Below are 12,792 nucleotides of genomic sequence, written 5' to 3'. Positions count from 1 at the left end.
ATGAAAAGTGATTTTTTAATAACGTTTTTTTTGCCCGTATTGACGGGGCTTATATATTTTTTTATGGCGTTTTTGGTTCAACAAACGGGAAAATACCGCGCCATGATGTTTGGCGAAATAGGTTTTAAAAAAATGGCGGGCGCGTTTATACTTTTTGGGATTTATTTTATTACCCGCCCTCTTCAGAATTTTTTAGGGCCTCACCCGATGCCTTTAATAGTTAATTGTTTAAGACAGTTTTTTTTGATGGCCGTTATTGCGCCGTCAATACTTGTGGCAATTTTTCACTGGGTGCCAACGCCAAGCGGCGCGCCCCGCTCGTCAAAATTTGCGGCTTACGCATTGGGCGCTTTAATGGGAATAATTTTTGTTTTGTTAAATACGCTTGCCGTTGACGGTTCAAAACTGCTTTACTCGTGGGGAATAATAAAAATTTACGACCCCATATGGTTTGCAAACGGCGCGCCGGCAGGTCAAATTGTGGCTATACATTTAATATGCCAATTTATTTCTCCCGTCGGGTTTTTGCTTCTGGCGGCGGCATACGTACGTCACAGAAGACACAATTATCAACTTGCCAACATTTATAATTTAATGCCGCTGAAATGGAAATATCTTGAAGTAAGTCTTATTGTTTTTGCGGTTTCATTTATTGCCGCCGGAGTTACGGTTGTGTTCGGAAGATATTACACTTATGTCTGGGCAATATACTTTGTCGGCGCAATTGTATCCGGTTTATTTACAATGAAAAGCATAAAAATGCCTCCGAGAGAGAATCCTTCGGATTTGAAAAAATAAAAAATTTTAAAAAAACTATTGCAATTTATTTATTTTTTTAATTTAATTTAGATGTGAGATAAAAAGTTCCGCGTTGCTTGCGGAATTAAAAAACCGCCGAAAGGCAAAAGGAGCCTACAATGGCTTGCGGATGCACAAAAAAGAAAGCAACTAAAAAAGCAGTAAAGAAGAAAGTTGTAAAGAAAGCGGCGAAGAAAAAAGTTGTTGCAAAAAAGAAAGTTGTAAAAAAGAAAAAATAAGTTTATCTAAAAAGTTTCTATAAAAAAACAGCCTCTTGAAAAAAGGCTGTTTTTTTATTTTCCATTTATCATTATTATCTGCTTAAAGTATTTCGCGTTCGCCTTTGGGGCTTCGTCCCTACGCCGCGACAAAGTTCTGCAAGGCGGCAGCTTGAAGACGTTTACTTTTTAACTATTATATCAAACCCCGTGTACTTGCGAAGCGCTTCGGGAACAACCACGCTGCCGTCTTCTGTTTGAAAGTTTTCAAGTATCGCCGCAAAAGTTCTGCCTACCGCCACGCCGGAACCGTTGAGCGTGTGGAGAAAATCTCTTTTTTTGGTCGCCGCATTTTTATATTTTATATTCATTCTTCTTGCCTGAAAATCTTTAAAGTTAGAGCATGACGAAATTTCTCTGTAAGCGCCGTCGCCGGCAAGCCACACTTCAAGATCGTAAGTTTTAGACGATGAAAAGCCTGTGTCGCCGGTTGAAAGAAGAGACACTCTGTAAGCAAGTCCGAGTTTTTCTAAAACGTTTCCCGCGTCGGCAACAAGAGATTCAAGCTCCTGCATGGAATCTTCCGGACGGACAAATTTTACAAGTTCCACTTTATTAAACTGGTGATTTCTTATAAGCCCTTTCGTATCTTTGCCGTAAGAGCCCGCCTCTCGCCTGAAACACGCCGAGTAAGAAACATATTTTTTAGGAAGACCGCTTTCTTCCAAAACTTCTTCTCTGTAAATATTTGTTACCGGAACTTCCGCCGTAGGAATTAAATACAAATCGTCGTCGGCGCACTTAAACGCTTCTTCCGCAAATTTCGGAAGCTGCCCCGTGCCTCTCATAGACAAGCGGTTTACAAGATACGGCGTCATTATTTCGCCGTAACCTTTTTTCTTGTGCTCGTCTAAGAAAAAACTTATTATCGCTCTTTCAAGAGCGCAGCCCTCGTTTTTTAAAACCGCAAATCTTGAGCCGGATATTTTTGAAGCGGCTTCAAAATCAAGTATTCCGAGATTTTCGCCTATCTCCCAGTGGTGTTTGGCTTTGAAAGAAAGTTTCGCAGGCTCGCCGACAACGCGGACAACTTTGTTGTCTTTTTCGTCCTTGCCGACGGGAACGCTTTCGTCGGGAATATTGGGCACGCTAAGTAAAAAATCTTCAATACGGCTTTCTATTGAGAGAAGATGTTTTTCCTGCTGCTGGATTTTATCTCTAAGCTCGTTAATTTCGCTTAGAAGCTCCGCAGACGGCTCTTTGCCGGCTCTTTTAAGCTTGCCTATCTCTTCGGACTCCTGATTTCTTTTAAGCCTCATTTGTTCGGTTTGCGTTATAACGGTTTTTCTTTCGTCATCCCACCCAAGCAGAATGTCAAAATTTATGTTCTGATTTCTTGACTGCATGGCTTTTGTAACTTTCTGGACGTCATCTCTGATAACTTTAATGTCTAACATCGTTTTCTCCGGTATATTTTATGATGCGTAATGAAGCTCTACTATATCTTTTGAGCCTATTGCTTTTTCTATGTCGTCTATAAATTTGTCGCAGCAGTCCGCAAGGTGCTGAGTTTCCACGATATAACTTCCGTGAACTTCGTCTTCCAAATCAAAAAAAACTTTCGCTTTGCCTTTGTGCCGATTGAAAATTTCAGACAGCGCGGCATTTAAATCGTCATCGTATCTTGTGGTGGAAAGTTTTACGTGCACCTCGCCGCAATTGGGAGGAAATTTCTTTTTTGCCTCGTCTATTGTCATCATTTCTTCAACTATAATTTCGCACTGACCTTCGGCGCCCATAAGGCGTCCTTTTATAACGACAACGTTGTTTTGCGTAAGATAGTCTTGATATCTTTCATAGGCCTTGGGAAACAGTATAACTTCCACGTTGCCGTGTAAATCTTCAACTTTAAATTTTGCATATGGCTCTTTCTTTGCTTTTGAAATAAACTTTTTTACGGAAGCAATCATTCCGGCTATGCGGATAATTTGCGCGTCTTTTATGTCAACGTTTTCTTTGGGAACGGGAAGAGAATCTAATCTGTAATTTGAATAAGCGATTATTTCTCTTTTTCTCGGCGTAAGAGGATGCCCCGAAAGATAAAAACCTAAAACTTCTTTTTCATATTCAAGCGCTTCAAATTGATCAAGCGGCTTGGCTTTTTGAATTGAACTTTTTTGTTTTATGGTGTCGGCGGAGTCAAACAAAAAACCCTGCGCGGATTCTTTATCCTGCCTTATTTTTGCGGCTCTGTCCACCGACGAATCTATGCTTGCAAGAATAGACGCGCGTATTAATAATTTATCTTCGCCTTTTTGCGCAAAAGAATCAAACACGCCCGCTTTTGTAAAACTTTCAAGAGCTTTTTTATTTATTGATTTCAAATCTATTCTGTTTAAAAAATCGTCCCAGTCCGTAAACTCTTTAAATTTTCCGTTTTCAATTCTTGCGCGTTCTACGGCATCGGTAACGCCTTCGCCCACGTTTTTTACCGCAAGCAGCCCAAAACGTATGTTGCCGTTTTCCATTTTAAAGTGTCCCGCCGACAGTTGAATGCTTGGCGGCAAAATTTTTATGCCGAACGCTTGCGCGTCTTCAAGATACATAACAAGTTTGCTTTCTTCATTATCTTTAACCGCGGAACGCCCTATTTCCGAATTTAAAAGGGCGGTAATATATTCAAGCGGATAGTTGGCTTTAAGATACGCCGTGCGATACGATACAACGCCGTATGCGGCCGAATGCGATTTATTAAATCCGTATCCCGCAAATTTTACTATATCGTCAAAAACTTTTTCGGCTGTTTTTTTGTCAACGTTTTTAGCGCGCGCGCCGTCAATAAATTTGTCGCGCAATTTTTCAATAACTTCAGGAATTTTTTTGCTCATGGCTTTGCGTAAAGAGTCCGCCTCGCCGGGAGTAAAGCCCGCAAGCTCTACGGAAATTTTCATTACCTGTTCCTGATACAAAATTACGCCGTAAGTGTCTTTTAGTATGGGCTCCTGCAGAGAATGGTCGTAAACTACTTTTGTTCTGCCGTGTTTGCGGTTTACAAAATCGTCAAGCATGCCCGAGCCCATAGGTCCCGGACGGTAAAGAGCTATCAGCGCTATTATGTCGTCAATGCTTGAAGCTTTCAGCTTTCTCATTAAGTCGCGCATGCCTTTGCTTTCAAGCTGAAACACGCCGAGCGTTTTTGCTTCGGCAAGAAGTTCGTAAGTTTTTTTGTCTTCAAGAGAAATGCCGTCAATATTAAACGACGGATTTTTTGCTTTTATTAATTTTACGGCGTCGTCTATAATTGTAAGCGTTCTAAGACCTAAAAAATCTACTTTTAAAAGACCTAAATTCGGAAGCACAACGCCGTCATACTGCGTTGTGATAACGTCTTTTGCGCCTTTGGCAAGAGGAGAATAATTTGTTATTTCTTCGTTTGCAATAACCATGCCCGCCGCGTGAACGCCGGTGTGTCTTTTTAAGCCTTCAAGTTTTTGCGACGCCGTTATAAGTTTTGCAACGCGCTCGTCGGCTTTTATAAGTTTAACCAAATCCGAAGAAGTTTGTAACGCTTCGGCAATGCTTGAGTTAAACGGAATAAGTTTTGCAATATTATTTGATTCCGCGGGCGTAAAACCCATAACGCGCGCAACGTCTTTAATTACAAGACGCGCCTGCATGGAGCCGAAAGTTATAATCTGCGCGCATTTTTCTTCGCCGTATTTTTTGCGCACGTATTCTATAACTCTGTCGCGTCCGAAATCCGCAAAATCTATATCCAAGTCCGGCATTGAACGTCTGTCGGGATTTAAAAATCTCTCAAAAAGAAGTCCGTATTTTAAAGGACAAATATCGGTTATGCCTAAAGTGTAAGCCACCATGGCGCCCGCGCCCGAACCTCTTCCCGGCCCTACGGGAATGCCGTTATCTTTTGCAAACTTTATGAAATCGGAAACTATTAAAAAGTAAGACGCAAAACCCATTTTATTTATTACGCCCAGCTCGTGTTTTAAACGAGCCTCGTGCTCGGGCGTTACGGTTTTATATCTTCGCGCAAGTCCGTCGCGGCAAAGTTTTTCAAGATACAAACTGTCTGAGGCAAAGCCCTGCGGCACGGGAAACTGCGGCAAAAGAAGCTGGTCTGTTTTTATTTCTAAATTTGTTTTTTCGGCAATTTCCAAGGTATTTTTTAAAGCTTCGGGAAGATATGAAAAAGTTTTAGCCATATCTTCGGCGCTGCGGTAAAAAAACAAATCCGAATCAAAACGCATTCTGTTAACGTCGTTTAACGTTTTGCCGGTGCCGATGCAAAGAAGAATATCGTGGATTGCGGCGTCTTCTTTGCGCAAAAAATGACAATCGTTTGTTGCCACAAGAGGGATATCGGTTTTTTTTGAAAGTTCTATTAAATCCGGAATTATTTTTTGCTGGTCTTCAAGACCGTTGTCCATAACTTCTATGTAAAAATTATCTTTGCCGAAAATATCGCGATACTCGCCCGCCGCTTTAAGCGCTCTTTCTTTATTGCCTTTAAGCAAAAATGAAGCCACCTCGCCGGCAAGACAGCCCGACAGCGCAATTATTCCGTTGGAATATTTTTTTAAAACTTCTTTGTCCACGCGCGGTTTATAATAAAAACCTTCCGTAAAACCTACGCTGACTATGTGCATTAAATTTTGATAGCCTTTAAAATCTTTTGCCAGCAAAGTTAAATGGTTGTAATTGCCGCCGTCGTCGGAATTTTTATCTATGGTTCTTGAAAAACGAGATTTCGGAGCAACATATACTTCGCAACCTATTATAGGTTTTATGCCGCTTGCTTTTGCCGCGCCGTAAAATTCCATTGCGCCGTACATATTGCCGTGATCGGTTATTGCAAGCGCAGGCATTTTGTATTCGTTGGCTATTAATTTAAAAAGCTCTCCGGGGTTTCCTCTGTCGTCGGTTAAACGGCATGCCCCGTCAAGAAGCGAATATTCGGTATGATTGTGAAGATGAACAAACTCTGCCATAATTTTTCCCAATTTTTACGATGCGGCTATACAGACGTTGAGGCGACAACTTCGCGGCTATTTATTCCCCGACATAAACATAATAATTCATTTGAGGCTCTTTATCGGCGGCAAACTGCAGCGATAACAAAGTTAACTGCGGATCTTCGCCGTTTACGCTGCCCCATGCATACGGGACTTGCGCTTTAAAACTGTTGCTGTAAGCCATTTGTTTTTTTCCGGAAACTACCGCAACGTGTCCGCTGCGCGCGCTGTGAGAATTATACGTAACAACTATCGCTTTTCTGCTTTTTGCGGCAATGTATGCGGCGCCGTGGTCTAATTTGCCTTTCATACGCGCTATAAGTTTCCAAACCGGGGAAGTTTTTAAATAATTATCTATTTCGTTTGCGCTTTTGTTGGGAAGAGAAATATTTCTGTCTTTAAGTTCCGCAATTGCGTCTAAATTGCAGCGCAGCGGTTTTTTTACCGCGCCGCCGCACGAGCAAAAAGTTATAGCGCAAAAAAATAAGATTAACAACAAAACTTTATTTTTCATCAGTAAAGTCCGGCGACTTTTAAAACAATATAAATCAGAGCCAGCGCCGTAAAAGGTATAAGACGTTTTGATGCGGTTTGAACATCGTCTTTACTTATAATTTCATAAGCTAAAAGTATTACGGGCGCCAAAACCGGATACGACGACAAAGCAAGCGACGCCGCATACAAAATAACGGAAAAAATAAAATAAATTTTTGCCTGATTGTGCTTAAGCCCTGAAGAATCCGTAAGCGTGTAAACCGCTATAGACCACAACGCTAAAATAAAAGACGCAAAAGTTACGGGATTTACGCTAAAAATATTAACAAAGTTGGGCGCTATTGCTAAAAAAAACGCGGCAACAAAAGCTGCCGTGTAATGTTTATATATTTTTAAAACGCAGATATAACACAACATTACAACCAAAATATAAAGCGCAATATTTAAAAGCGCGCCAAAACTAAAACGGTTTATAAAAGATTCGTAAACGCAGCTTATTATTGTTATAGCCGTTATAACGGCAAGAGGAGGAAAAACTTTATTTTCTATTCTATCCATATAGTTGTAATTCTCAATTCTTAATTTTCAATTGCCTTAACTCAGCGGCAACAACCGCCGGAACATTTGTGTTTTGTTTTTGACGGACAATAATCCGCAGTGCCGCAAGACGGCGCGGCATTTGAAGCCGCAGAAAAAAGCGAAAACTGTTTTGTAACTTCGCCGTTTTTACATTCCGGACACTCTATTTTTTCATCGCCGCTTAAAACCAGCGTCTCAAATTTTCTATTGCACTTATTACAAACAAATTCAAACAAAGGCATAAAACCCCTTAGATATGCAAAGTTAAAAGTGAAGAGTGAAAAGTGGAATTAACGACAAAGACTAAATACCCCGTCAAGGTCGTTGACCTTGCCACCCCTTTTATAAAAGGGGAATTAACGCCTCTGTTGTTTCCTACCTTTTTAACTATTACTTACTACTTTTTCTCGCCGTTACTTACCTTCTCAACCTCTTACCATCTATTTCTGCAAAAGGGGAATTGACAACACTTGCTCCTTACTCCTTCCTACTTTCTACTTTAACAACTTGCCGTTACTTACCTTCTTACCTTCTCAGCCTCTTACCATCTATTTTACCCCGTATTACAACCTTACGGGGAAGGCTCGTTTTTGGATTAACATCTTATTTACAAGCGCCCGTTTGTGGCTAATGCTTCTTATTGGTCGCACACTCACCCCTTAAAAAAAGGGGATTAACTACAAGGCATTTTTATTTTTCTGATATTAACTTCAAACTTTTTCCCATGTATTATTCCCCTTTTGCAAAAGGGGTGGCAAGGTCAACGACCTTGACGGGGTATTTCTGTCTTTGTTTCTTGCTTTAACAACTCAACAACACCGTTTATATTCTGCAAAACATCTTTTGCCGTTATGCGTATAACTTTTATTCCTAAATTTCTTAAATATTTATCTCTTAAAATATCCTTCGCATGTTTATCATTATTATCATGCGAATGTCCGTCTATTTCAATAACAATTTTATTTGCCGCGTTATAAAAATCAACTATATAACTGCCTATTACTTTTTGGCGGGTAAAATTTAATCCGTTTAATTTTTTAGATTTCAGTTGCTGCCAAAGTAAAACTTCATGCAAAATTCCTGCTTTTCTTAAATTGCGCGAAGTCTGTTTTAGTTTGCTATTGTAATGTAATATTGACATCAAAATACCCCGGCAGGCTTTGCCTGCCACCCCTTTTGCAAAAGGGGAATTAACGGCTCTGCTGTTTGTTACCTTTTACCTATTCTTTATTACTTGTCGTTTCTTACCTTCTTACCCTCTTAACCTCTTACCATATATTTTTTCTAAAGGGGAATTAACGGAACTGCTGTTTGTTACCTTTTACCTATTACTTATTATTTGTTACTTGCTGTTATCTATCTTCTTTTTGCAAAATCTTCGTAGCTGCTGCCGCTTCTTTTTTTGTTGCCGTAGCTTGATGAGGAACCTTTGGAATATCTGTTAAACTTTGCGCGGCTGTCGCCGCGGTCGCCGGAAGAATCGCTTTCTTTGGCGGGTTCTGCGTTTACTCTTTTGCCTTTTATATTGCTTGCGTTTAATGCGTTTATTACGTCGTCTGCATTTTCAGTAGGGACTTCAACAAAAGAGAACGCTTCTAAAATTTTAATGTTTCCCACGGCGTCGCCTCTTATGCCGGCTTCGCCCGCTATTGCGCCAACAAAGTCTCCGGCGCGAACGTTATCTTTTTTGCCGATATTAATAAACAATCTTGTCATGCCGTGGTCTCTTGCGCCGGTGTTGGAATAGCCTTTGCTATAACCTTCGCTTTTTTTGGCGGAAAACACGTCCGCTTTTTCTTTCTGTTCTTTTTGTTCGGACGCAACCGCCATTTTTAAAAGCGCAGCCGCAACGTCTAACGAAGTAACGTCGTCGGAAATTAAAGACTCCGCCATTCCCACATATTTTTCGGTGTCTTTTTCTTTAAGAAAACTTTTAACTTTTTCAAGAAGCATTGTGGTTTTTATATTTTCCACGTCGGCAAGCGACGGAACGTTTGTTCTTTTAATATTTACTTTTGTGTAGCGTTGAATATCGCGCAGTTTAAAAATATCTTTTCCGGAAACGAAAGTGTAAGATTTGCCGGTTCTGCCCGCTCTTCCGGTTCTGCCTATTCTGTGGACGTAATCTTCATCGTCTTTAGGCACGTCATAATTGAAAACCATGTCAATATCGTCAACGTCTATGCCGCGCGCGGCTACGTCGGTAGCTATAAGAAGCTCTATTGCGCCGCTTCTGAATTTTGCCATAACTCTGTCTCTTTGCGACTGGTTCATATCGCCGTGAATTGCGTCCGCGGCGTAGCCTCTTGCCTGCAACGACGACGTAACTTCGTCAACTTTTCTTTTTGTGTTGCAGAAAACAAGCGAAAGTTTGGGGTCGTACATATCAAGGCATCTTGTAAGAGCTTCAAGTTTTTGGTGTTCGCGAATGTCAAAATAATATTGTTCTATTAAAGGCACCGTAAGTTTTTCGCTGACAACTTTTATTGTTTCCGGCTGCGTTTGATATTTTTTTGTAAGAAATAAAAATTCTTTCGGCATTGTGGCGGAGAAAAAAACCGTTTGATGCTGCTGCGGAAGATTTTTCAAAATAAGCTCTATGTCGTCTCTGAAACCCATGTCTAACATTTCGTCGGCTTCGTCCAAAACTACAAGTTTTGCCGCGTCAAGTTTTAACGTTTTTCTTTCTATGTGGTCTATAACTCTGCCGGGAGTGCCAACTACTATTTGCGCGCCTTTAGAAAGAGCCATCATCTGTCTGCCTATGGGCTGTCCGCCGTAAACAGGCACTATATTTACGCCGCGTTTATATTTTGAAAAAAGTTTAAGCTCTTCGCAAACCTGAATTGCAAGCTCTCTTGTGGGGCACAAAATTATTGTTTGCACGGCTTTGTTTTTTATATCCGTTTTTTCAAGCGCGGGAATACCAAATGCCGCGGTTTTGCCGGTGCCGGTTTGCGCCTGCCCGATAATGTCTTTGCCTTCCATAATTTTAGGAATGGAAAGAGTTTGAATGGGCGTGGCTTCTTCAAAACTTAAATCTTCAACCGCTTTAAGTATTTCGTGAGATAATCCCAGCTCTGTAAATTTTAATGTTGTCATATTTTCCTTTAAAGACATCTATTTTTATAGCATGTCTTTTATGTGCTGATTTTTATATTTGAATATTAACGCTTTAGGCAGAGGGTAAGTAAAGACTCAAAAAGACGTTGCTTACCTTTTACCTATTATTTGTTACCTGCCGTTTCTCAACTTCTCGCCATCTATTTTATCGCTCTTTGCGACAAAACCCGCTCAACTACGTTTAAATCTGTGTCGGTATCGGCGCAGCCGTCTTTTGTTAGGGGGGCAAATTGAACGGAGACGGGTTTGCCGTTTAGCATTTGAAATGCTTGCGCTCCCTCAAAGTAGCACGCAACGCCCGCTATTGCAAGAGGTTTTTGCGCGGCAATAATTTTTTCTATTGCGCGGCCGCCTTTTAAAATGAAAATGTCTTTATAACCTAACCGTTTGGCAATTTCTACAATATTATTTATTTTGCAGGCTCCGCAACGGCCGCAAATGTAATAACTGTCTTTTTCAACGGCGGTGCAGACCGATGTTTTTCTCATGCAGTGCGGAACAAAAACTATACGCTTATCAAAAGGCACGGCTGCAAACTTTTTGCTTTTAGCTTTGTTCTGTTTTTCTGCCTGAATTTTATAGATTTCTTCTTTGCTTTTTTTGGGGAATTTGCATAATTTCATAGCGTTATTTTTACACCGAATACCGATTAAAAATTTATTTTTTATTAAGATTAATCGTAAAACCGACTTTTGCTTTTGAAGCGTCGTGCGGTTCTAAAAAATTTGTGTTTGTATAATGATATTGATCGCGGCTAAAAGTTGTGCCGGTTACCGCAGAATCATTTTCGGCGGTAAGAGAAATGGAAACGCCCTCTTTTTCACTTTTGCCGATCGGATTACTTATTGAAATTTGAGATGGAATCTTTACAGGGGTATTTTCTACCTGCGTATAAACAGACAATTTTTCAGAGAGCTTGTGTTCATTATTTGGGTTAAAGATGTTTTCGTTTGGACGCGCGTTAAGTTGAAGATTCTTTACCGCTTCTTCCTGCGCAAAACCTATACTTGCAAAAAATACTGCCAAGGCAAAAACCGTTAATAACTTCCGCATATGCCCTCCGCTTTTATTAGTATGGTTAAATTATACAAAATTTGCAAATAAAAAACCTCCGCTTGCATTTTTACAAGCGGAGGTTTTTGCGTGTTTCAAATATTGTTTAAAGTTTTATACCCGCGTTCAAACGAAGAGTTGAATAGCTGGAACCTTTGTTGCCTATAATGTTATTTACATTAACTGAAGTTAATTCGGAATTATAAATTGCGTAAGTTAAGTCAAAAAACAGGCCGAGCGGAAGTTCGTAACCTGCGGCTAAAGCGTAATACATGCCGCCGCTTAACCCTGCGCTGCCGCCAAAGTCGGAGCTGATATCGGCCTGAAGAGCAAGAACGTTATAACCTACGTTGCCTTTGAAGAACACTCCGGGAGCCGTAAGTATAGGGTTTGCTTTAACCGTCAAATAAAGCGGCAAATAAGTGCTTGCGCCTTTTGCATCTGCATACTTTCTTGGAATTAAAATCTCCGCGCCAAGTCCAACTTCAAGCTTTGGAATAAGTCCGAAAGTTTGCTCCACGCCGACAGTGAAGCCTGTATCCATTTTTTTATTTTTTACAGCGTCAACCGCGCCTGCAAAATCTACGCCTAATCTTAAATTAAAATCTGCCAACGCCGAACCCGCCAACACAACAACCGCTAACGCCGCCAATACTAACTTTTTCATTGCCGCCTCCCAAGGAGATTTAACATCGCGATAAAATTATACACTTTAATATTATCGCAGTCAAACAAAACTCCCCGAACACGGTTACCGTTCGGGGAGAGGGGGTAAGACAATTTTGCGCTGCGTAATATTGTTAAATATTAAAGAGCAATTTTGTAGCCGATTTCAATGCCGAGTTTGCTGTAAGTTGCTTTACCGTCAAAATCGTCAGACCACTTATTCCAGCTGTAAAGAACATCAATAACAAAACCGTTCGGGAAATTATAGCCTGCGCCAATTCCGTAATATAACCCGCCAAACGAATTTGATATACTTATTAATTGGTTATAGCCGGTTTCCGTTGCAACGTTATATCCGAAATTACCTTTAAGGAAAAGTTCTTTAATGGAACTTATGGGACTTATTTCTATTGTTACATAAATCGGAATAAAGCTAAAAGATATGCCGGCTCCGGACACGAAGTCTAAATCTAAATCTCTTGCAAACTCAATTCCAAGCGCAGGTCCGATTTTTACTTCGTTTGACACGGGAAATAAAAATTCTGCCGCAAAACCAAGCCCTAAATTTGTGCCGATATTATTGCCGGTATTAAACCCCTGCCTATTTAGCATCGCAGAATAATCTGCGCTGTTTAAATTCCCTGCTGCCTGTAAACCTAATTTCAAATTCAAATCTGCTCCGCTTGACGCAAAAGATGCGCTTGCCATTACTGCAACCGCTAATGCCGCTAATACTAATTTCTTCATGTGTTGCTCCTTTTCGAGATAATCTCGTTTTCGGGATAATCCCGTTATTTTGGTTTTACGCAGTTTGCTGCTAAACAAAA

12 protein-coding genes are annotated in these 12,792 nt (G+C 40.5%); 1 reads left to right on the top strand and 11 read right to left on the bottom strand.

The window, feature by feature from the left end:
• Entirely contained in the window at positions 1-798 is a 798-nt protein-coding gene (locus Epro_RS05860) for a hypothetical protein (RefSeq protein ID WP_052571139.1), read from the top strand.
• Between the two features lie 400 nt (positions 799-1,198).
• On the opposite strand, the gene serS is transcribed toward Epro_RS05860, so the two are convergent.
• The 11 genes from serS to Epro_RS05805 all read right to left on the bottom strand — a co-directional run bounded on the left by serS (position 1,199) and on the right by Epro_RS05805 (position 12,712).
• Entirely contained in the window at positions 1,199-2,473 is a 1,275-nt protein-coding gene (serS, locus tag Epro_RS05855; RefSeq protein ID WP_052571137.1) for a serine--tRNA ligase, read from the bottom strand.
• Between the two features lie 18 nt (positions 2,474-2,491).
• The gene (locus Epro_RS05850) at positions 2,492-6,025 is read right to left on the bottom strand and encodes a DNA polymerase III subunit alpha (protein WP_052571135.1); all 3,534 of its coding nucleotides are present in this window, start codon (positions 6,023-6,025) and stop codon (positions 2,492-2,494) included.
• 61 nt (positions 6,026-6,086) lie between these two features.
• Positions 6,087-6,563 (bottom strand): hypothetical protein, encoded by a 477-nt coding sequence (locus Epro_RS05845; protein ID WP_052571132.1) that lies wholly within the window; start codon positions 6,561-6,563, stop codon positions 6,087-6,089.
• Complete coding sequence (locus tag Epro_RS05840; protein ID WP_052571129.1) at positions 6,563-7,102, bottom strand: hypothetical protein; 540 nt, start codon at positions 7,100-7,102, stop codon at positions 6,563-6,565. Before Epro_RS05840 ends, Epro_RS05845 begins: the two co-directional genes overlap by 1 nt.
• 41 nt (positions 7,103-7,143) lie before the next feature.
• Positions 7,144-7,365, bottom strand: coding sequence for an FmdB family zinc ribbon protein (locus Epro_RS05835; protein WP_052571128.1), 222 nt, complete (start codon positions 7,363-7,365; stop codon positions 7,144-7,146).
• A 518-nt stretch (positions 7,366-7,883) separates the two neighbouring features.
• The gene (locus tag Epro_RS05830) at positions 7,884-8,264 is read right to left on the bottom strand and encodes an endonuclease domain-containing protein (protein WP_052571125.1); all 381 of its coding nucleotides are present in this window, start codon (positions 8,262-8,264) and stop codon (positions 7,884-7,886) included.
• 215 nt (positions 8,265-8,479) lie between these two features.
• A complete protein-coding gene (locus Epro_RS05825) occupies positions 8,480-10,225 on the bottom strand; it encodes a DEAD/DEAH box helicase (protein WP_082121518.1) in 1,746 nt (581 codons plus the stop codon).
• 161 nt (positions 10,226-10,386) lie between these two features.
• Positions 10,387-10,869 (bottom strand): DUF116 domain-containing protein, encoded by a 483-nt coding sequence (locus Epro_RS05820; protein ID WP_052571123.1) that lies wholly within the window; start codon positions 10,867-10,869, stop codon positions 10,387-10,389.
• A 34-nt stretch (positions 10,870-10,903) separates the two neighbouring features.
• Positions 10,904-11,299, bottom strand: a complete 396-nt coding sequence (locus tag Epro_RS05815; RefSeq protein ID WP_052571121.1) for a hypothetical protein — start codon at positions 11,297-11,299, stop codon at positions 10,904-10,906.
• 106 nt (positions 11,300-11,405) lie between these two features.
• A complete protein-coding gene (locus tag Epro_RS05810; protein ID WP_052571120.1) occupies positions 11,406-11,966 on the bottom strand; it encodes an outer membrane beta-barrel protein in 561 nt (186 codons plus the stop codon).
• A 140-nt stretch (positions 11,967-12,106) separates the two neighbouring features.
• Positions 12,107-12,712 carry an outer membrane beta-barrel protein gene (locus tag Epro_RS05805; RefSeq protein ID WP_052571118.1) on the bottom strand — a complete coding sequence of 202 codons (606 nt, stop codon included), beginning with the start codon at positions 12,710-12,712 and terminating at the stop codon, positions 12,107-12,109.
• Between the last annotated feature and the right edge of the window lie 80 nt (positions 12,713-12,792).

This window comes from Endomicrobium proavitum, assembly GCF_001027545.1.
GTDB lineage: Bacteria > Elusimicrobiota > Endomicrobiia > Endomicrobiales > Endomicrobiaceae > Endomicrobium > Endomicrobium proavitum.
Note: the sequence above shows the minus strand (reverse complement) of the source record. Positions and strands in the feature narration are given on the sequence as shown.

Coding starts and splice junctions, on each gene's coding strand:
- Epro_RS05810 (WP_052571120.1), bottom strand. CDS start 11,966: ATGAAAAAGTTAGTATTGGCGGCGTTAGCGGTTGTTGTGTTGGCGGGT.
- Epro_RS05805 (WP_052571118.1), bottom strand. CDS start 12,712: ATGAAGAAATTAGTATTAGCGGCATTAGCGGTTGCAGTAATGGCAAGC.
- Epro_RS05840 (WP_052571129.1), bottom strand. CDS start 7,102: ATGGATAGAATAGAAAATAAAGTTTTTCCTCCTCTTGCCGTTATAACG.
- Epro_RS05835 (WP_052571128.1), bottom strand. CDS start 7,365: ATGCCTTTGTTTGAATTTGTTTGTAATAAGTGCAATAGAAAATTTGAG.
- Epro_RS05820 (WP_052571123.1), bottom strand. CDS start 10,869: ATGAAATTATGCAAATTCCCCAAAAAAAGCAAAGAAGAAATCTATAAA.
- Epro_RS05850 (WP_052571135.1), bottom strand. CDS start 6,025: ATGGCAGAGTTTGTTCATCTTCACAATCATACCGAATATTCGCTTCTT.
- Epro_RS05825 (WP_082121518.1), bottom strand. CDS start 10,225: ATGACAACATTAAAATTTACAGAGCTGGGATTATCTCACGAAATACTT.
- serS (WP_052571137.1), bottom strand. CDS start 2,473: ATGTTAGACATTAAAGTTATCAGAGATGACGTCCAGAAAGTTACAAAA.
- Epro_RS05845 (WP_052571132.1), bottom strand. CDS start 6,563: ATGAAAAATAAAGTTTTGTTGTTAATCTTATTTTTTTGCGCTATAACT.
- Epro_RS05860 (WP_052571139.1), top strand. CDS start 1: ATGAAAAGTGATTTTTTAATAACGTTTTTTTTGCCCGTATTGACGGGG.
- Epro_RS05815 (WP_052571121.1), bottom strand. CDS start 11,299: ATGCGGAAGTTATTAACGGTTTTTGCCTTGGCAGTATTTTTTGCAAGT.
- Epro_RS05830 (WP_052571125.1), bottom strand. CDS start 8,264: ATGTCAATATTACATTACAATAGCAAACTAAAACAGACTTCGCGCAAT.